Origin of the sequence: Cyanobium sp. Cruz-8D1, from assembly GCF_024345975.1 — a bacterium.
Lineage (GTDB): Bacteria > Cyanobacteriota > Cyanobacteriia > PCC-6307 > Cyanobiaceae > Cyanobium.
The window spans coordinates 1-20,524 of record NZ_JAGQCD010000030.1 but is presented as its reverse complement, the minus strand read 5'-3'; the positions used below and the strand labels follow the sequence as shown (position 1 = coordinate 20,524).

Here is a 20,524-nt window from a genome sequence, read left to right as displayed (position 1 = left end):
ATGAGTCGCACCGCCCTGATCCTCGGCGTCACCGGACAGGACGGCGCCTACCTGAGCCACCTGCTGCTGGGCAAGGGTTACCGGGTGGTGGGAACGAGCCGTGATGCCCAGATGGCCAACACCAGCCGGCTGGAGCGGCTGGGCATCCGCGCGGGCGTGGAGATCGTGTCGCTGGCACCGAACGACTTCCGCAGCGTGCTCAAGGTGGTGAGCGGTGTGGCGCCCGATGAGATCTACAACCTGGCGGGGCAGACGAGTGTGGGGCTGTCGTTTGAGCAGCCGGTGGAGTGCATGGAATCGATCGCCGGCGGCACCCTCAACCTGCTGGAGGTGATCCGCTATCTGGGCGCGCCGGTGCGGCTGTTCAATGCGGGCAGTTCGGAGTGTTTCGGCGACACGGGCCGCACTCCGGCCAACGAGGACAGCCCCTTCCGCCCCCGCAGCCCCTATGCCGTGGCGAAGGCGACGGCGTTCTGGCAGGTGGCGAACTACCGGGAGGCCTATGGTCTGTTTGCCTGCACCGGAATCCTGGCCAACCATGAATCCCCCCTGCGGCCTGAGCGGTTCGTGACGCAGAAGATCATCCAGGGGGTAAAGGCGATTGCAGAAGGGAAACAGGAGAAGCTGGTGCTGGGTAATCTCGACATCTGGCGCGACTGGGGCTGGGCGCCGGAGTACGTGGAGGCGATGCACCTGATGCTGCAGGCAGAGAAGCCACAGGACTTCCTGATCGCCTCCGGCAAGACCAACTCCCTTCGTGAGCTCGTGGCGGCTGCCTGCAGAGTGGCAGGGTTAAAGGCGGAGGAAAGGATAGAGGCGTGCCAAGATCTATTGCGCCCTACGGATCTTACTTACTCAGAGATGGACCCAAGGCTGATCGAACAGAAGTGTGGGTGGAAGTCCGCCCATGGACTTGAGGAGATCATCCTTAAGATGCACAACGGGATTCTCTTTTAGGCGAACGGTGAGCCCTGGGCCTGAAACCGCTGCCGCACCAATACGACGAAGAAATAATTGCCTTGCCTTTGTCGTTACGACAATGCCAACCGAGGGAGAATAAATTGGGCTCGCCCACAAGGAAAGCGGATCGCAAGGTAGAGTGAAAGAAACACATCCCATACGATGCGGATCCGTCCAAAGCTGCGAGCAGGCTTGCTGATCCTGATGAGTCCCCTTCTCCGTCGGGCCAGGCATAAGATTCGAGAGCAGCAGCTTAACCTTGCAACAAGCTTAGCTGCGCGATTGATTTTCTCCACAGGAGAAACGCCAGACATCAAGGCAGACTTGGCAGACAGTAAAGGAAGCAGACGATATTCAAAACGCCTGGCCGAGGCGATAAATCGCTGGTCAATTCTGGAAGGATTGCCAGCGAGCCGCAAGTACTTACGGGAGCCACTACCAGGAATTGGCGTCAGCCTGCTTGCCGCAAGCTGTTGGCTGGAAGAGGAAAGTCTGCAGTTGCGCTATCCGCTGCCGTTCAGAGCCAAGGCATTACAGAAATGGTGGGAAGCACAACAGGCTTCTGCCACTGCAGCAGAAATGCTCAATCCGAATACACTCCTCCAGGAGAGGGTACAAAGAGAAACGAATATCAGCTTCGCCGAACGCCCCTTCGGCGTGAACCTCATCGGCCACGCCTTCAATGTCTTTGGGATTGGAGAAGATTGCCGTGCCATTGCTGATGCACTGCGAGCAGCGGCCATCCCCTTCTGTGTGATCGACCACCCAGCGCGGAATGGTTCAGCCACAACCGACCGGAGATTGGAGGATCTCACGCTGCCTGCGGGCGAAGAAGGCCCCTATGCCTTCAATCTGGTCTGCATGTCAGCCCCATCCCATGCGAGATGGTATTGCGAACATGGTCTTAAACAGCAGGTAAGTCGTTACACCATTGCGTCCTGGCCCTGGGAGCTCGAAAAATGGCCAACGAAGTGGGAACCAATCCTTCAACTTGCCGATGAAGCCTGGCCATACAGCAGCATCATCAAGGAGGCCCTGCGGCCCTTCGCAAAGTCGGATGTCGGCGAAAGAACCCTCCGCCTCACGCGCATGCCGCCGCCGGCGGAGATTGAAAACCACGATCACTACACCGATCCGCGGGCCCGCACGGACGCCCGCCAGCGCTTCGGGTTGCCCACGGGCAAAGTGCTGTTCGTGTTCGGCTTCGACCTCAACTCGACAATCGGCCGAAAGAACCCGATGGCGGTCCTCGAGGCCTTCCGTCGTGCCTTTCCCCCCAGCGATTCACTTGGCGAAAAGGTGGGCCTCGTGATCAAGACCCTCACCCCCTCCTCGCCAAACAAAGCCTGGGATGAGCTAAAGGGATTCACCCGCCAGGATCAGCGGCTGCACGTGATCGAGGCCAGCCTTGAGCGCGCCGAACTGCTGGCGCTTTACGGCTGCTGCGATGGCTTCGTTTCACTGCACCGCTCCGAGGGCCTGGGCCGTGGCCACGCCGAGGCCCTTCAGCTCGGGCTCGACGTGATCGTGACCGACTACAGCTCCACCACCGATTTCTGCATCGGCCCATTGGCTCACCCTGTCCGCTGCCGTCTGATCCCCGTCCAGGAAGGCGAGTACTTCGATCATGAAGGCCAGGTGTGGGCCGATGCCGACGTGGACCATGCCGCCGAACGTCTGCGGGAAGTGGCCCTGTATCGCCTGGAGCAGGCTGAACCTGATCAAGGCCACGCCGCTTCCTACCGCCAGCGCTTCTCCTCCGCCGCAGTGGGTCGCCATTACCGGGAACGGCTGGAGCAACTCTGGGCCAAGCGCCAAAGCCTGGCGGCTGCTCTCAAAGCAAACCAGTTCGCATGTTCCTGAGCCGGAGTGGAGGATACTCACCGGCTGTCTTCTTGACTGCGTCGGCAAATATGTGGTGTACGGCCCAAAAGCCCTCTGGCTCAGCATTGGCGGCATGTCATCAGAAATGCACCATCCTGAAACATCTGCGGCTCGGGAGCCCTCAAACCATGGAAGAGTGAAAGACCATTGGTCGCCTTGGAGGCAATAGAAATCGAATGCTTAGCCCAGCCGTTTGGCAAACATCAAGGGCTATAGGCACATTCTAAGCTGGCTATGCGGGGGAGATCCACTGAACGTGAATGAAGCATAGCTATTCAACAGGAGCGTATTACAGAGTACAGTACACAAACACCCCCAACACTGGAAGCAACTAGCAGTCCTTTCACATGCCAGCACCAACAAGGCTCCAATGAAAACAACAAAACATGCAATTACTTCGATCATTACCTCGAATTACATCCCACAAGCACTGACTCTGTACTCCTATATCCAAGAAAGCAATCCTGAGACAAGCTTTCTCGTTTTGGTCCTAGGAGAAAGAGATTCTTTGCCGCAAGCCTTACCACTAGGGCCCGAATGGATTTACTGGGATGAGCTTTTGAACCAAGAAACTCGAATGAGGCTTGCCAAAGAATATACTCCGTTTGAGCTATCGTGTGTAGTGCGAGGCAGACTCCACCACTATCTTAGCACCAAGCGTAGTTTTGAAAAGTGGATCATGGTCGATACGGATATCGGTATTCTTGCAAGCCTCGACCCGATTTGGGAGGAACTCGATTCTGGCTGTATCGCCCTCACTCCTCACGCCAGCAAGCCTGTCAACTTAGATCATGCTTTCCCTCATGAAAGAAATATTCTGAAGCATGGTTTGTTCAATGCTGGCGTCGTGGGCATGAGGCACTCTGAGGCTGCAGAAGAGGCATCACAGTGGTTGTGCGAAAGACTAGAAGCCTTTGGCCATTCCTACGCGCATCGCCAAGCATCAGGGCTACCCACCCACCATGACTTTGAATTTGTCGATCAGATTTGGCTCAATCTACTGCCAGTATACTTCAGGGATTCAACAGTTGTTCTGGCCAGGGAAGTATACAATCTTGGCCACTGGAATCTACATCAAGGGGAGCTGACACGACACGATGGTGTTGCTTACTTCAACAAACAGAAGGTTGTGATTGCCCACTTTTCCGGGCTGCCGAATCGGCAGAATCTCGAGATGGTCTCAGCCCACTCTCAACTCTATCTGGATCGTCCATCGCAGGCGTGGGCCGCCATGGCGGAAGACTACCTAGATAGACTGGAAATCGCAAAAAGGGTCGTCCCATCGGTTCCCTACGCCTACACCGCCATCCAGCCAAGAAAGAGCACGGATGAACGCGCTTCACCGGCAGTTTCAGGCCCGCCAAAACACATCATCAAACGAGCGCTGAGGAAGCTTTGTCTTGGACTGAAGTCTCCAGACAAAATCATCGGAGGCATGAAACTGGTTGGCTGGCAAATAAAGAGGTCAAGCCAGATACTTCCATCGGTTCTATCCAACAGAAGCGCAGAGAAGATTTTCATCGACCGAAGCCCCAACGCGTTTACGGACTTGATTCCCTGCATGGGAAACTATGAAACACTTGCCATAAGAACATGGATACTGCAGGCGGTATCGCAAGCAAAACAACAATTCCACGGCAAACTTCTTGATGTTGGCGCAGGCAGTTCGCCCTACGAAGAGCTGATCATGGAAACGGGCCGTATCAGCCAATACATCAAGCTAGATTTTGCCAAGTCGGAGTATCACAAAGGCCACTCCTTAGATCTCACCTGGGATGGCAAGACCATACCTCTGCAGCCGCAGAGCATCGATACCGTGTTGATGACAGAAGTTCTGGAACACGTGCACAGACCCGGTGATTTACTAAGGGAGGTTCGCCGAGTTCTGAAGCCTGGTGGCGTTCTGTTTCTGACCGTACCCTTCATCTGGCCGATGCATGAACTCCCCTACGACTATCATCGGTTCACTCCAGTAGCCTTGAAGGCCTATCTGGAAGAAGCTGACTTTAACGTACAGAATATACAGATTCTAGGCGGCTGGGACCATAGCCTTGCCCAAATGCTTGGCCTATGGCTCACCAACCGCAGCATGGGAGAACGGAAAAGAAAGATCGCCAAACTTTTGGCCTGGCCATTTTATTCATTCTTGCTGCGGAGAGGCCAAAGTGAATACAAGGAAGTTCGGAATCATCAGATGCATATTGGGCTAGCTGCGGTTGCACTAGCCACAGATGAGCATCCGCAATTTTGATAAGCTGTGGAGGTTGAATGGAAGATCTGTCCATGAAAGTCTCGGTCCTGCTACCAACATGTAAACGACCAGAGATGCTGAGAACGGCGTTAAGGTCAATAGCTGCCCAAAATGCGTTGAGCCAGGTTTCTGAAATAATAGTAATTGAAAATGGCGAGGACAGGCGATCAGCATCAGTTTGCAGTGAGTTTAAACTGCTTCCAATAAACTACATTTTCAATAGCATCCCCATCCCCCCAGGCCGAAGACATGCACTCGAATCATTACGACACATAAAAGAAGAAAAGATGGCAATACTCTTTGATGATGACTGGTGGACAGAAAATCACCTAGAGCGAGGAATTCAATCCTTTTCTTTCGCCAAAGATGTAGTTGCCAGCTATGGTGCTTGCGCGTGGATTGAAGATGAAGATCACCATCTGAAGCAGCTTTTTGGCCAGTACAACATGTGGTTTGCAACTGATGAAAAGCCTATTGGGGATAGGTGGAGATTTCAGCTTCAGCAGATGCTGGTAGCAAATCTTATATCAACAACCTGTCATTTTTCGTCACTCATTGTAAATCGAGCGGCTTGGGCAGAATGCATCGAGGGTCTAGATGACAACCCTTTTGATACCGACCGAATCATAGCCACTCAGCTCAGCACCAAAGGGTCTGTAATACTAGATCGAATACCAAGTGTTCTGATTAGGCAGCACGCAGGACAAGAAGGCGTTAGAATGAATAATGATATTGGCCGCATGTGGTTCGACCGAACGTCAAAAAAGCTTACAGACATAGCAGAGGCAAATAATATAGACTTGGCGTTAGCCTACAGACATTTAATGCATGACAAAGCTGTATCCGTTGGAGATCTTAGAAGCTTTGGAAACTTTCAGTCCATCGATTACTTAATCAGGCAAGGGATAATCCAAGGGCCCGAAGTTAAGATTCCGGGTGAAATACGTAAGCAAACGCCGAATGCAAACAAGCAGCGGCAACCGGTTTTGCAACGAATAAATGCAAAGATTAGAGGGTTGCTTAGGAGAAGCAGATGGCCAACAGCATTCAGGTAAACGGGCGCAGGATGCCAAGGGTCCCTAGTTCAGCCAAGGTATAAGAGACTCTGATGGAAACCAAAGCAGCAGCAAGAAGAAGAGCACTTTTCCTGGATCGAGATGGCGTCATCAATGTGGAAAAGAACTACGTTCACACAATCGAAGACTTTGATTTTATAGATGATATCTTCAGCCTGTGCAGAGCGGCAGTAGACAGGGAAATGCTATTAGTGGTGGTCACAAACCAGGCCGGTATCGGCAGAGGATTCTATACAGAAACAGATTTCTGGCGACTTACGCTATGGATGAAGACACATTTCGAGAGGGAGAAAGCACCAATAGCAAAGGTCTATTATTGTCCATATCATCCCGTTTTCGGGATCGGCGACTATCGGCAAAACTCAATAGACCGGAAACCAAATCCAGGGATGCTTCTGCGGGCTCGAGACGACCTTGGGATAGATCTGGCCAATTCGCTGATGATTGGCGATAAAGAATCAGATATGCTCGCCGCAGCGGCGGCGGGCGTTGGAAAAAAGATATTGCTGGCGAGCGATGGAGCTGGTATTGCGGCAGATGCTGTCTGCCAATCGCTAGCTGCCATTCAGTCGCTCCTGTTCCCGTGAACGTATCTCAGCGGTATGGGTGATGGCTTGTTGTAGGGCAATGCGCACATCTAGCTGCAAATCAGTGCGGGCTTTCTCAATGCTTGGGATGTAGCGATTGCGCTGTCGCTGCTGGTCGGGCACTCGCAGGATGTGTACAGATTTACGCGGCGCCAAGGTGTCGCGCACCAAAAAGGCCAAATCGGCCACGCTGATGGCGACGTCTGAGCCAACGTTGTAGGCCTGGCCTGGCTGACCCTGGAGCAGTAAACAGATGAGCCAGTGCGCAAGATCGAGTTGGTCAAGGTAGGAGCGCAGAGGTGTGCCGTCGCCACCAACGGTGATGGCCTCATGCCACAACGCATCACGAATGAAGTTGCCGATGGCGAAGTGCGCATGGAGAGGCAGGTCTTCGCCAACGAAAGCAAAACAGCGTGCAATCACGGTTTCGATGCCATATTGTTCGCCATATAATGTACACAAATGTTCTGCTTGGCGCTTGGCGATTCCATAGGTGCTGGAGAGCAATAATGGATCTGGCATGCCGTTGTAAGTCTCCGGGATGAATGCCATGCCGTCAGGCTGGGGTCCATAAACGCCACCGGAGCTGGTCAACAGAAAGCGCTGGGTGCGGTGTTGGACAGCAAAATCAAGAATGTTCTGGGTGCCTAATGCAATTTGCTGATACCTTTGCAAAGGTGTTAACGCGGCGGCATCTGTGGAATCAGCCGCCGCATGAAGAATATGGCTAAAATTTTGCTGAGGCAAACTATCAGGGTTCAAAACATCCCCGGCGTGCCAGCGAATCCAAGCCAAGTTGGCAAGGGCGGAATAGCTAAGGCTAAATTTCTCTGGAGAACGCGATAGAACTGTAATCTGCTCAAAAGGCAAAGCTCCAGTCGATAGCCGTTCTGCCTCAAGATACTTAATGAGCGCCCGGCCAAAAAAACCAGTTCCGCCTGTAATTAAAAGATTCATGATCGCTCCATAGCCCGCAGCTCCACTTCCGCTCGCTGTAAATCGGAGGGAATACCGATATCAATAAAGTAGTCATCGAAAGGCATCCCATAAATGGGATGGCCTGGTTGCTGAAGAGAAAGGAAATCAGATTCAAGACTAAATGATCCCGCCTTGATCCCATGCAAGCAATGGCTACGTAAATAATATATACCTCCGTTGATCAAGCCAGCACCCTTGTAGCCCTTTTCACCGAAGGACAACATCTCGCCATTGGCTCCCACAGTCACCCGACCATAACGGGAACAGTCATCGACTTTTCGAAGGGAAATACATACTTGTGCGACTGACTTGTGCGCAAAAGCCAGAAGAGAAGCAATATCGATATCAAACAATGTGTCTCCGTTGAAGACCAATGCTTCGGATAGGGATGCACTTGCCATCGCGGCCTTGATGGCGCCTCCTGTTCCGAGAGGATGGGTCTCGATGGAATAGTGGACAGGAACACCATCCCAATTGTCGCCGATGTAATGCTTGAGCTTGGCCCACTGAAATCCAGCTGCTAGTACCAACCCATCGATACCCCCGGATTTCAAGCGATTCAAGACATGGGCAATGAATGGTTTGCCGGCGACTTCAAGCAAAGGTTTTGGAGTGTCCTTGGTGAGGTTACCGAGACGGGTGCCCAGACCACCGCAGAGGATTACAGCTTTCATTGTTCGCGAAGGTGCCCAAATAGCTGCTCTTCAATGCAGGCACAAAGACTATGTTCGATCACGAGATGACACTCTTGAATGCGAGGGGTTGCATCTGATGGTGCACACAAACAAATATCACACAATGCCTTCATTTTTCCTCCACTGCGCCCTGTCAAGCCAATCACCACCAACCCGATCGTCTTGGCAGCCACGATAGCCTTGAGGATGTTGGGCGAATTGCCACTCGTGGAGATGGCTATGAACACATCACCGCTTCGGCCAAGGGCCTGCACCTGCCGAGCAAATACATCTTCATAGCCGTAGTCGTTGCCAATAGCGGTAAGAATGGACGAATCGGTCGTCAAGGCAATGGCTGCCAAGGGCGGACGATCAAAGTAAAAGCGACTCACCAGCTCACCGGCAAAGTGCTGGGCATCAGCGGCGCTGCCGCCGTTGCCGGCGATGAGAATCTTCCCATTTGCTTGATATGCATTCTTGCAATATCCCACAATTGCATCCAAGCCTTGGAGTAACACATCATCACTTTTCAGGTGAGTCAGCCCATCGATTAGATCATCAGCTGCAAAATGAAAATGTGTACTTGCTCGGATAGCTAGCGCCATGTGACATCCTCCAACGCAGTGGAATATGGGCGTCCTTGATCATCAAACTTAGTTGTGATTGCAGGTCCTCGGTAGGTGTCATCATCAAGGAAGATGTCAATAAGAACACGAGAATCGGAGCGGATACTCGAAATAGCCTCTTTCAGCTCTTCATAAGAATGACATGCATTATAAACAAGACCAGCTATGTGAGCCAAAGGCGCAAAATCTATCTTTGCCAATCCCGACTGCGCTGTGGCTCCAAAAATACGCTTAAAAGCACGGTTTTGACTCTGAGCAATAGACTCGTATCCCCTGTTGTTAAGTATAAAAAGTGCAATAGGCAGATCGGGATTAGCCCGCAATGTATACAACTCTTGAACGTTCAATAAAAGGCCGCCATCGCCATCTACACAAGCCACGCATTTCTGCAAGCGTGTGCTTGCTCCCACAGCAGATGGGAGTGCCAAGCCCATGCTTCCAAGCACATGCCCTGCCCAAGCAAAGCGAGAACCTTTGGTGGGTTTATAGAAGCGAGCGAATCCTTCTATCGCGTATCCGGACGCAGTCGGCACGACATAAGGTATTGTCTCTGCACTGGCTATCAAAGAAGCGACATGGTAGATATTCAAGCAAGGCGTGGAAAACTCCCGATCTTCAGCCTGCTGGTTTTCGGTCTGCCAAGAACAGCACTGCGAAATCCACGGTGCAAGGCTCTCCGAGGATGCGATACCAGCTTCTAGCAATGCACGCATTGCCGCTCGCACGTCAGCTTTTATACCAATAAGGCTTCCAACGTTATCATATTTACTTAACTCAGCCTCATCGCATTCAAAAACATATCGACTCGCATTCTTGCCGTAGTTTGCTGGGTTAAATCCGGTTGTTAGTAGATCTAATCTTGCCCCCAAGAAGATGATTAAGTCAGCTGACTGGAGAATTCGGTTGGAGTGAACCCCTGCAAGGCCACCAGCACAGCCGAACACCATCGGGTGGTCGTAGCCCAGTAAGTCCATGCTGGCCCAAGTCAGCAATACAGGGAAGCCCAGATGTTCTAGCAGGTTCTCGATGAACTCATTCGACACTGAAGCGATTTTCAATGCATTGCCCAAAACCATCAAAGGACGTTGCGCTGTCTTCAGGCGATTGGTCAATTCTTCTGGTAAGGTGCAGCTTTGCGATGCGTCCCAATTGATATGTTCATTGTAGAGAGCTACGACTTCTTCAACATCAGCTTCTGTCTTAATATCTAGTGTCTGAACGTCGAGCGGAACGTCGATGTGAACAGGTCCTTTGCGTCCTGTCATAGCGATGGCTAAATTTCTGGCAAGGTCGGAATTTGTAACAGATGATGGGTGGTAAGTAAAGGATAACTTCGTTATTGGCCGGAGAAGATCATTGTGCGGAACCTCCTGCGCACCGTAGCTACGTACGCCAATGTGATTAATATCAGCGGTCTTCACCTGACCTGCAAGCAGAATCAAAGGTACAGAATCGTAGTAGGCAGAAGCAAGGGACGTAACAGTGTTGGTCACGCCTGGTCCAGATGTCACGATTGCCAGTCCTGGCAATGCAAAATCAGAAGCCTTCGAGTAACCATCCGCAGCTGCGACAACAGCCTGCTCATGATTACAGTAAATTATTTTTAGGTTCTGTCCTGCAGCTCGGTTCAAGTGCATGGCCATCCCCCCGACCAATGAAAACCCCTGCGTCACTCCGATAGAGCGAATGACAGAGATCAGAAAGTCCGCAATTTGCATAAAAGTCCCATTTCTTGAAATAATGAGCAAGGAAATGCCCGGATGCAAGCATCTTAACACTGTCTACCTACCCAGACCATATTCTTTATGGTAGCCAGACATTTGTTGACGGCAACAGTTGGAAGGTTAATAGCAGTCTTGAGCTTATAGATACGAACAGTCTGATAAACCCAACAAATAATGGTGTGAGGGATGGATTGTCTATTAGGGATCCTGGGACCCTGATATCGATAATCTCGGGCGGGAAGGTCAAGGTTACTTTCAGTTTTAGACCCAATCGGGGGGACCGGTTTCCTAAGGTACTGTGAGGATTTACATGAGATTATCTCCACAGGAACTGGGCCAGGTTAATTCAGGCCAACGAATCATCGCCGTCGGCACAAAGGAACATCGGCAGCTGCCACTGCAGGGATCATCCAGTAGGGCGGCGCGAAAATGCTGACCATCATGCTCAGCGCTATTTGTCGCTCATGTGTTGGCAGGAAGTTAAGCGTAGATCGCGGAACAGGGAAGACTAAATGCGACAAATCAAGTTAGGCTATCTTGACGAATATCGCATGATCATTAATGTTATGTATAAAGACAAAGAACTCGTCGCTCTTGAAGCTCTTGACTAAATACAGTTATTCCTTCGCAACCGAGAAAACCATAGTCCTCGAAAACGATTGCGCGTGCTACTGTTAGGCACAAGTCCACTACATCCTTAGCAGAAGAATAAACATCGACGTCACAATGCAACATGGCAATTGGTAAATCCAACAGATGCGAGGTGTCTTCGGGGAATATTCCTGTCAAAATGGTGAAATTAGGGAGCAGTAGAGATTCCATGAGATCTCTTACAATCGCTTCAGATGTATCAGAGTGACTCCTCCTATGTAAAGCGTATCCTTTGAACCAGCTTTGACGGCTCCCTCAAATGCATCTGCTAGGAATACCCTCTTCCCGTTGGCTTCTGCGGCCTTAGCCAAGATAGCACCTATTCCACCTCGCCATACACCAACTTCAAGAATAGAGCCTTGTATATTAATCAGCTGTTTAGCAAGACACCAAAGTTCGTAGCAACGATAAAAATCAACAAGTATATTAACCTTAACTTTTTCATGGATATCAATAAAATCTTTGTCATCAAGCCAAGGAGCCAGAGTAGAATTTGGCAGAATTCGGCAGTGGCTGATCGTTGAATCTGGATAAATCTAAGGTTTTTGATCTCAGATCGTTTGATAAGCAAACCGGATTGCTCTTGGTTCTGAGTCAGACACGGCCATTATACGAATTTAAAAATAATACAGAGTTTCTTAAGTGAAACGTCTTTATTATTCGTTAAGACTTTAAACCATTGCGTGCATAAAGTACAGCACCAAAGCCGTTATATTCATGAATCCTAAGATAGAATTTATAATCCAAGTTCCAGGATGCTATGAGCCTGGGTATTTCAACTAGATCTTCAGGTTTGTGATAGACAGAGACGCATAGTGAAGGTCTCTGCTGTTTAATGAGTTTCTCCATACCGATTAAGCCCCTAATCTCTGCCCCTTCAATGTCAAACTTTACTAGGTTAGCGTCAAAAGTTTTGACAACGTCGTCCACAGCTACACATTGAATTAGAGCTTCACCTTCATTGTCAATACTGCTACCCATATCCTTGCCTAAGGAGAAGCGGAGGGTTTCGGTTTTGTCAGATACACCCAATGGAAGCAGAGTTACTTCTTGGCTATGGAAACTATTCGAAACTAAACTCGAGAAGTTTTTGGGATCTGGCTCAAATCCAATATATTTTTTGATATGATATCTTTGAGAAAACTTTTTATAAGCAACGCCTGTATAAGCTCCGCAATCCACTAAATGAATAGGTTCTAAATATAATGGTAAATCGTTAGGAGTGTATTCGTCGTCTAAACTTGGAATTGGACAATGTTCAATGTCGCCGGTCTCGCGATATTTCTTTAATGAGCTGAAGATATCACAGCTCTTACTATCTGCTAAATTGGCAAGCATCCAATCGGAATCTCCATCTGAAATCTGGTATGATTTGGATGATATATTTAACCAGTAACCATTACTTATTGTGTGCAATATACCATTTCTTTGAGCATTTATGAGAGATAGCGGCGTCGCGTGAGCAGCTTTGATGGCAAGGTTTACTTCTCTAATATTGACATAGCTATTATGGAGGGCAATAACACATATGCTATCTTGCGCATAGTCTAGGGCGGTAGGATCACTCAGTTTGCGGATTTCAATGCCACGATAGCTGGTTTGTATCGGGTCTTTATCGAATATCATATGAACTGTTAAGCCCTGTGAAAGGAACTGATCGATAACATCTCTTCCCCTATTGCCAAAACCATAAACTGTTAGTTTCTTCATGTTTATCTTTGGATTTTGATGATGGCTTATTGTCATTGTTACTTGCTGTCCATTGGCGCAGAACGAATGACATAGAAAATACTATCATCCAAGCAATCACTATAATGAACAAAATGCCATTGATATTCGCGACGATAAAAACCATATTTTTTCAGCTGCGCGTACAGAGCTACAAAATCTTCGGGTCGGTGGTACGCCGCTATCGCTAAATCAGGCTTCCAGGTATTCAGAAGTTCAGTACAACCCTCTAACGCTTTGGCTTCTGCGCCTTCAATATCCATTTTCAATACATCTATCTGTTCGGATACAAAATCATCAATTGGAGCTGCCTTTAGTGAACCCTGCTCATCTTCTGTTACTTTAATCATACCGAAACGCACTTCTTCAAAATTGAGCTGGGTTCGCTTAGACCATGCAGCAATGGGTAAAATATCTATTCCTTTAGGAAACTTTTCGCCAATCTTAAGGATATCAGCAAAGAGGCTGGTATTAGCTTCAACGGCAATCCCTCGTTGGCAAGAAAATGTGTCCTGGAACATGCTCAATGTATCACCATCAAAGGCGCCTACATCGAGAAATGTATCATAAGAACGACGACGCCATTTAGTAGGAATATCAAGCCACATGTTCTTATCGGGCTGGCGTGATGATTTTAAAGCACTTGGGTCAAGCGAAAGGCGAAATACCAAAACAGCAAGCATACTTTCACGTGACTGAGGAGACAACCCTCTCAAGACTTCGAATAGTTCGTCGGCATGAGGGATTACATAATTCTGAAAGTCTAATGCTAGATTTTCCAAGTGTGGTGCGGCAAACAGACAAGCTGCTTCTTGATAATATATATAGTTCTTTCCAGCTACTTGCTTTTGTTCAAGCTGTGCTTGACATGCACCCAGAACGACGGCAAATTGCGAGAGAACATCCGGAGTGAGCATATCCAGCACCTTGAATCCTTGGGACTGCGCCAACTCGCGCTTGTGAGCTGATGTGTCAAATATAACAAGCTCTCTTTGAATATGCTTTTGGATATGGTGTGCCAAGGTCTGCCCTTTGCCGCCAAAACCAAAGAGAAGCAATGGCAATCGCGAAACCAATGAATCTAGTTCAATTTTTCGTTGCTTCCAACGGGCATCGGCTTGTTCCAATTCAAGCTGAAAAGCTTCACGAGTAAGCTCTTGGGCATTGGTGGTCGAAGGGTTAGTCATGGGTTTTATTCAGGAAATCAAGTGCATACCAAAAACCAGCTCCATGGTCTTTATGGCCTTGCCATACCTCAGGGATGAAACTGACATTAGGGCTGCCGATAATGATTTTCCAAGCTTGATCCCAGATTACATCCCCAGTGCCCATCACCACACCTTCACCATTGGTGCCGGAGGCGTCGGCGACGTGCAGGTGAGCTGTCACGGGCAAGAGCAGCTCAAGGGAACGCTGAAAATCTAACGCGAAATGATTGCAGGTCATCTGGAGATGGGCCAAATCCAGGCACAAGCGCAATCTATGGATCTTGGCTTGTTCTGCCAACTCCTCCGGCATCATGAAAATGTTCTGGTGGCGCTGGCCACCGAAGTGCCAGGGAAATGGCGCCATGTTTTGGGGGATGAGTTCGGTGCCACCAAAATTGATCTGCTGGCAAGCGCTGTGGAAGCGATCATAGAGCTCACCGCGGTGCTCCACTGGGAAAGGCGCATCTGCTGAGAAGCCCCCCACATTGGCCACAATCAGCATGGAATCAGCCTTCGGGAAGTAGGGGGCCAATTGCAATGTGGCATCAACGACCCGCTGGAGATTGTGAATGGAACGCTGGCGATAGGCAATGTCATCGGAGGCCAGATCCAACAATTCGCTGTTTTCAAACAGCTCAGGTGCGTGCACAACCAAGCGGCTGCAATCCACGATGTGCAAATAAGGCTTGGGATCAACAGCCAAATCGCGATAGGAGAGATGAAACTCAAACAGATCGGGATCGATTCGGCGTGAAAAGTCGGCGAAGTCGTGGTAGCGCACTGGAATGCCCCACTTCACCGGGAAACTGTATTGGCGATTATTCGTATCCAGGCCGGTGATGTCGGTATCAAAGAGAAAGTCGCCTTGGGCTATGTGGCGTTGCACTGTTTTACCGATCAGCTCCTGTAATCGATAAGGGGCAAGACCCTGTCCGGGACTGGCCACACGGAAGCAGTCGGCGCTGAACACCTCACCCGGCAAGATGGCACGGGTAGCGATCACACTCTTGGCCAGGTTTTCGCGGTTCAGCAATTCCCCCTGGCTCACGTGCCGCGCCGGGCCATCCCAGTGCAGCGCTTGTTCTACAGAGCGAATGCCATCGACCAATTGCTTGAATTCAGCCGGTTCTAGACTGGCTAGGTGGTCAGGGCCTTCCAGGCTGCGGTCTAGGGTGATGTGACGCTCAACAATACAAGCACCTAACGCAACGGCTGCGGTGGTGATCGCGGTGCCCCGTTCATGGCCGGAGTAGCCAACCAGGGGGTGTAGTTGTTTGAGGCGGGTAATGTAGGGCAGTTGAATGTCGCTTTCCGGGGCCGGGTAGGTGCTGTTGCAATGCAGGAGCGCAAACACTGCATTGAGGGCATTGAGTTGATCAATCGCTCGGATGATCTCTTGTTCAAACGACATTCCGGTCGACAAGATCAATGGAATGCCCAGTGAGGCGGCTTTGGCAATCAGGTAAGGGTTGCAGAGATCTGCCGAAGCCATCTTCAAGCCCGGCACATCCATCGTGGCCAGGGCATCAACGCTGGGTTCATCCCACGGGGTGCACATGTAGGTGACGCCCTTTCCCTTGCAATAGGCGCGAAGTTCGCGGTGGTCCTGCAAGGAAAGTTCCACCTTGTTGAGCAGGTCCTGGATGTACTCTGCTCCGAGGTCTTCTGCCACGGATCCATCGTCGCGACTGCGATAGAGCGCCTCACGATTGCGCAGCTGGAACTTCACGCAATCGGCCCCGGCCTCGATCGCAGCATCGATCAGCTGGCATGCCATGGCCGCAGAGCCCTGATGATTGTTGCCGATCTCGGCAATCACAAACACACGGGAGCCACCAATCAGGTGGCCATCGATGGTGAACGTTGTGGAGCTCATAAAACTTTGGTTCGCCAAGAAACGACCCCGCCCGTTTCAAAGCGGAAGCTGGACAATGTGCAATTGAGGTCCCGCAAGCAGCGGGCTACCTGCTGGCGATATTGGGGCTGGACAAAAAACAAGAAAAACCCCCCCGCACCCGCGCCGAGCAGCTTACCTCCCAGGGCACCCGCATCGAGCGCCGCTTCGTAGATGGCATCAATTTTGGGTGTGCTGATCGAAGCAGAAAAGCTTCGCTTGAGCCGCCAAGCGTCATCCAGATTACGGCCAAAGTCCAATAATTCGCCACGGATCAGGTGTTTGTGCATCTGCCTGCAGAGGCTCACCATTTGAGTCACCTGGTGAGCATTGTCATCTTGGCTAATGCTGGCGCGCTGTTGCTGGTGCAGCTTACCAGAATCATGCTTAATGTGCGAATCACAGAGAATCAGGCATTCTTCTAGCTCGTTCAGGATATTTGGTTCCATGCGGATTGCGTGCACCAGGTTCTTTTTGCCATCCAACTCGATTAAGTTGAATCCCCCAAAAGCTGACGCATACTGATCCTGCCAACCACCAGCGATCCCGAAGCACACCCGTTCGGCATGGAAGGCCAGCTCCGCCATTTCATAGGTGCTCCAGTGGTCCAGTCGCATTTCATTGAAGCTTGCAACCACTGCCGTTGCAACCGCTGATGAGCCGCCCAGACCGGATCCAACCGGGAAGTCGGATCGTACGTACAAATCGAAACCAAAATCAGGCTTGATCACTGAAACAACAGCTGTCAGCAAGCTGCGATCGGGGGTCTTGAGCAGATCCATGATCGATGCGAAGTGCTCATGGGTGTCCAAGTCTTCGGAGTAGATGTTAATTTCCTGGTCTGCCCTCGGAATCAATGTGGCGTGGCTGTAAAGCGCCACCGTGGTACTTAAGGCCGCCCCTGGTCGATCGACAAAGTAATAGGTTAAATCTGATCCGCCGCCGCTGAAGCTCATCCTCACGGGTGCCCGCGCCCGGGTCAGGATCGGGGCTTCTGGTGAGGCAAGGTCGTAGTCAGCGGTGACCAGATCGACTAATTTGCCTTCATGGTCAACCCTAGGGATGACGTGAAAGCCAAGATCAAGCAGCTTGAGCAACTGCTCTTTACTCGCTTCCAAGCCAACACTGCGATACTGAGTATTCATGCAAGCGGTTACAAGATCAGCCGTGCTGCCACCATGAAGCAGATGCCGGCGTAGATCGCCATTGGTGATCAAACCAAGCAAATGATCTGCTTCATCAACAATGAAGACGATCTGAAACCGGCTGGACTCCATCCGCTCGACTGCCGCAAGCACGTCTTGCGTACACAGCATCGTGAGGTGGTCAATGAGGTCGTTCACAGCAAAACCTCAAACGAGATTGGCAACGATTTGCCTGGCCAGGCTGACTTCACGATCGATCATCGCCTCCGTCAACCCCGGATAGGCCCCCAGAAACAGCGTGCTGTTCATGCTCTCATCCGTCCCCACCATTTCCCGTACCACCCGCAGGGCATCGGGGCGATCGGCGCGCAGTTGCGCGGAGGCAGACTGACGCAGCAGATTGCCGCCGAAGAGCATGCGGTTGCCGATCAGGTTGTGATCCAGCTCTTGGGCAAGTTCGGTGCGGCATAAGGGTGCGCTTGGCTTCACGGCGATCTTGAAGCCAAACCAAGAACAGTCAGTACGGCAACCCGTGGCATCCCAGGAGAAGCCGTGCTCCGGATCCCAGGCGGTGGCATGGGTGGGCAGGGCGAACTCCAGCACGTCGTCGTGCTCGGCCAGGCCGCGAAGCAGCATGTCCCAGTTGCGCTTGCGGGCTTCGATGAACTCCGGCATGCTCCGCAGCTGCACCCGACCGATCGCCGCCTGGGGATCGAGCGGTTTGAGGTTGAACCCCAGATGGCTATAGGTGTACTTATGGTCGTAGCCTGCGGGCAGTTCAACAAGCTGCCAGCCGAAGCGCTTGTTGCAGGTGTTATCGATACCGGAAGGGCACCAGCAGTCGCGGCCCCAATCGCGGAAGCTTTCGGCGATCACCTTGAGCTTTTGATCGCGCACGATATTCACCGAGCCCCGCTCGCCCATGGTGAGGTGATGGGGGGGATAAAAGCTCTGGGTGCTGATGTCACCCCAGGTGCCGGTCCAGCGGATCACCCGATCGGGGCCCTCATCCAAGCCGGGGTTGTTTTCGTTGAAGCCCAGGCTCTCGGCCAGGGGGCGCGGCATGGAGTAGCTGCAGCCCAGGGCGTCGCAGTTGTCTTCCACCAGCCACAGGACGTACTTGCGGCAGAAGGCCAAGGTGACGCCCTGATCGAAGGGATTACCCAGGGCATAGGCCATCATCACGGCCTTCGTTTTGCCAGGGCTGTAAGCGGCCTCCAACTGGTCGCAACGGGCATTGCCCGTGATCGGATCGGCATCGATGAACATCGGCAAAGCGCCCACCTGCACGATCGGTGCCACGGTAGTGGGGAAGCCAGCCGCGACGGTGATAACCTCATCGCCAGGCTTGAGGCGCCTTGAATCGGGCAGCTTCGCCGAGGTGAGCGTCGAAATTGCCACCAGGTTGGCACTGGAGCCGGAATTCACCAGCAGGGTGCTGCGCACACCCAGGAAGGCCGCCAGCTCAGCCTCCATGGCGGCGCCTTCGGAGCCCAGGGTGAGCCAGAAATCGAGGGTGCTAGACACGCCGGCCTTGACTTCGGCTTCGGTGAACACCCGGCCGGCGTAGGGAATCGGGCTGCCCTCGGTCCAGGGGCTCCGTTCGGGGTCTGCGGCGGGGCGATGCATGGGCCTGGCGTGCGTAGTGGCGCGTGAGGCTGAGGTTCTGGGCCTTGAGGTCGGGAAGCGAGGTCACGCGGGTGGGGGGAGAGGTAGGCGACAAGATCAAGTCATCAGCATTCAAGGGCAGTTGACTGCCCCTGCAGCGGGCCCCTGTTCCTGATGGGCGTGCGCACTGCTGCATTTCACCTGCTCAAAAGCCTCAAGATCCTCCAGGCAGCAAGCCAGGGCTGATGCCTGCCCCTCCTGCACCTGCCGGTGCCAGCCCACGGTCCGCTCCACGGTGGTGGCGAAATCCCAGCGGGGGCTCCAGCCCAACTGGTGGTGGGCCTTGTCGGTCACGAGGTTGAGCAGGCTGGCCTCATGGGGGGCCTGGGGATCGCTCTGGTCAGCCCAGCTTCCGGGCCAGAGGCGCAGGGCGTGCTCCACCAGCTCCCGCACGCTGCGGTTGGCTTCCAGCTGGGGGCCGAAGTTGAAGGAGGTGGCCAGGGAGGGATCAGCGCTCAGCAGCTCCGCCAGCAGCATGTAGCCGCCCAGGGGCTCCAGCACGTGCTGCCAGGGGCGGGTGGCCGCTGGATTGCGCACGCCGATCGGCTCGCCCTTCGCCAGCGCCCGCATCGCATCCGGCACGATCCGGTCGGCCGCCCAGTCGCCGCCGCCGATCACGTTGCCGGCCCGGGCGCTGGCGAGGCGCAGATAGGGAGTCTGGTGCGGCTGACTGCCGCAGAAACTGGTACCTCAGCTGGCGATCGCGAGCTCCGCGGCCGCCTTGCTGCTGCTGTAGGGGTCATGGCCACCGAGGGGATCATTCCCGCGGTAGCCGTACAGCCACTCATTGTTGCGATACACCCTGTCAGTGGTGATCAGCACCGCCGTGCAGGGCTGCTCCAGGCGGCGCAGGGCCTCCAGCAGGTGGATCCTGCCCATCACGTTCGTAGCCCAGGTGGCCGTGGGTTCGGCGTAGCTGCGGCGCACCAGGGGCTGGGCGGCCAGGTGCAGCACCACCTCGGGGTGCGCGTTTCGGCCACCACATCCGTGAGCAAGGATGCAACACGGATGCCGCCGAGGCGATGATCAAGGCGCCACTCCAGCTCCAGCTGGGCAAACAAACTGGGATTGGTTTCAGGCGCCAGGGCGAAGCCGGTGACCTCCGCGCCGAGCTCCAGCAGCCACAGGGCCAGCCAGCTGCCCTTGAAGCCGGTGTGGCCCGTGAGCAGAACGCGCCGCCCACTCCAGAAGGAAGGATTCGGGGTCACCAGCGTTTCCAGGGGGCCTTGCCGTTCTCCCACAGCTCCTCCAGATGCACCCGATCACGCAGGGTGTCCATCGGCTGCCAGAAGCCATGGTGCCGATAGGCCTGCAGCTGCCCCTCAGCGGCCAGGCGTTGCAATGGCTTGCGTCCCCAGCAGTGGTGTAATTCCCCCGGCACCCCCACCCCGGCGTAGCCGGGGTGGGCCGCGTACCTCAGGCGATCGGCTCCACGGCTGACGTTGCAAGGGGTGGGCAGGCCCGTTTCCC

The 20,524-nt window shown here is 52.7% G+C and carries 17 protein-coding genes and 1 pseudogene; 5 read left to right on the top strand and 13 right to left on the bottom strand.

Going from position 1 to position 20,524, the window contains the following annotated elements:
* From KBZ33_RS15720 to KBZ33_RS15700, 5 genes are all read left to right on the top strand, one after another.
* The gene (locus tag KBZ33_RS15720) at window positions 1-957 is read left to right on the top strand and encodes a GDP-mannose 4,6-dehydratase (RefSeq protein ID WP_254954248.1); all 957 of its coding nucleotides are present in this window, start codon (window positions 1-3) and stop codon (window positions 955-957) included.
* A gap of 207 nt (window positions 958-1,164) precedes the next feature.
* Window positions 1,165-2,823: a glycosyltransferase gene (locus KBZ33_RS15715; protein ID WP_254954247.1), complete on the top strand. Its 1,659-nt coding sequence runs from the start codon at window positions 1,165-1,167 to the stop codon at window positions 2,821-2,823.
* 391 nt (window positions 2,824-3,214) lie between these two features.
* On the top strand, window positions 3,215-5,095 hold the full coding sequence (locus KBZ33_RS15710) for a methyltransferase domain-containing protein (RefSeq protein WP_254954246.1): 1,881 nt from the start codon (window positions 3,215-3,217) through the stop codon (window positions 5,093-5,095).
* 17 nt (window positions 5,096-5,112) lie between these two features.
* Window positions 5,113-6,150, top strand: a complete 1,038-nt coding sequence (locus KBZ33_RS15705; RefSeq protein WP_255011839.1) for a glycosyltransferase family A protein — start codon at window positions 5,113-5,115, stop codon at window positions 6,148-6,150.
* Window positions 6,151-6,203: 53 nt separating this feature from the next.
* Window positions 6,204-6,758: a D-glycero-beta-D-manno-heptose 1,7-bisphosphate 7-phosphatase gene (locus KBZ33_RS15700; protein ID WP_254954244.1), complete on the top strand. Its 555-nt coding sequence runs from the start codon at window positions 6,204-6,206 to the stop codon at window positions 6,756-6,758.
* Here KBZ33_RS15700 and KBZ33_RS15695 read toward each other — a convergent pair.
* The 13 genes and pseudogenes from KBZ33_RS15695 to KBZ33_RS15640 all read right to left on the bottom strand — a co-directional run.
* On the bottom strand, window positions 6,726-7,715 hold the full coding sequence (locus KBZ33_RS15695) for an NAD(P)-dependent oxidoreductase (protein ID WP_254954243.1): 990 nt from the start codon (window positions 7,713-7,715) through the stop codon (window positions 6,726-6,728). The two genes, KBZ33_RS15700 and KBZ33_RS15695, sit on opposite strands and share 33 nt — an antisense overlap.
* Window positions 7,712-8,410, bottom strand: coding sequence for a nucleotidyltransferase family protein (locus KBZ33_RS15690; RefSeq protein WP_254954242.1), 699 nt, complete (start codon window positions 8,408-8,410; stop codon window positions 7,712-7,714). Before KBZ33_RS15690 ends, KBZ33_RS15695 begins: the two co-directional genes overlap by 4 nt.
* Window positions 8,407-9,015, bottom strand: coding sequence for a D-sedoheptulose 7-phosphate isomerase (locus KBZ33_RS15685; RefSeq protein ID WP_315859216.1), 609 nt, complete (start codon window positions 9,013-9,015; stop codon window positions 8,407-8,409). Before KBZ33_RS15685 ends, KBZ33_RS15690 begins: the two co-directional genes overlap by 4 nt.
* Window positions 9,006-10,802 carry a thiamine pyrophosphate-binding protein gene (locus KBZ33_RS15680; protein WP_254954241.1) on the bottom strand — a complete coding sequence of 599 codons (1,797 nt, stop codon included), beginning with the start codon at window positions 10,800-10,802 and terminating at the stop codon, window positions 9,006-9,008. Before KBZ33_RS15680 ends, KBZ33_RS15685 begins: the two co-directional genes overlap by 10 nt.
* 788 nt (window positions 10,803-11,590) lie before the next feature.
* Window positions 11,591-11,776 carry a TylF/MycF/NovP-related O-methyltransferase gene (locus KBZ33_RS21880; protein ID WP_396108628.1) on the bottom strand — a complete coding sequence of 62 codons (186 nt, stop codon included), beginning with the start codon at window positions 11,774-11,776 and terminating at the stop codon, window positions 11,591-11,593.
* 298 nt (window positions 11,777-12,074) lie between these two features.
* Window positions 12,075-13,121, bottom strand: coding sequence for an FkbM family methyltransferase (locus KBZ33_RS15675; protein ID WP_254954240.1), 1,047 nt, complete (start codon window positions 13,119-13,121; stop codon window positions 12,075-12,077).
* A 38-nt stretch (window positions 13,122-13,159) separates the two neighbouring features.
* Window positions 13,160-14,326 (bottom strand): FkbM family methyltransferase, encoded by a 1,167-nt coding sequence (locus KBZ33_RS15670; protein ID WP_254954239.1) that lies wholly within the window; start codon window positions 14,324-14,326, stop codon window positions 13,160-13,162.
* On the bottom strand, window positions 14,319-16,223 hold the full coding sequence (locus tag KBZ33_RS15665) for an N-acetylneuraminate synthase family protein (RefSeq protein WP_254954238.1): 1,905 nt from the start codon (window positions 16,221-16,223) through the stop codon (window positions 14,319-14,321). Before KBZ33_RS15665 ends, KBZ33_RS15670 begins: the two co-directional genes overlap by 8 nt.
* On the bottom strand, window positions 16,220-17,584 hold the full coding sequence (locus tag KBZ33_RS15660; RefSeq protein ID WP_254954237.1) for a CBS domain-containing protein: 1,365 nt from the start codon (window positions 17,582-17,584) through the stop codon (window positions 16,220-16,222). Before KBZ33_RS15660 ends, KBZ33_RS15665 begins: the two co-directional genes overlap by 4 nt.
* 9 nt (window positions 17,585-17,593) lie before the next feature.
* Window positions 17,594-19,015 carry a lipopolysaccharide biosynthesis protein RfbH gene (gene rfbH, locus KBZ33_RS15655; RefSeq protein WP_254954236.1) on the bottom strand — a complete coding sequence of 474 codons (1,422 nt, stop codon included), beginning with the start codon at window positions 19,013-19,015 and terminating at the stop codon, window positions 17,594-17,596.
* A 111-nt stretch (window positions 19,016-19,126) separates the two neighbouring features.
* The gene (locus tag KBZ33_RS15650; RefSeq protein WP_254954235.1) at window positions 19,127-19,672 is read right to left on the bottom strand and encodes a hypothetical protein; all 546 of its coding nucleotides are present in this window, start codon (window positions 19,670-19,672) and stop codon (window positions 19,127-19,129) included.
* A 72-nt stretch (window positions 19,673-19,744) separates the two neighbouring features.
* Window positions 19,745-20,011 (bottom strand): GDP-mannose 4,6-dehydratase, encoded by a 267-nt coding sequence (locus tag KBZ33_RS15645; protein WP_255011838.1) that lies wholly within the window; start codon window positions 20,009-20,011, stop codon window positions 19,745-19,747.
* A gap of 247 nt (window positions 20,012-20,258) precedes the next feature.
* Window positions 20,259-20,524: pseudogene (locus tag KBZ33_RS15640) on the bottom strand (hypothetical protein); the annotation flags it as partial.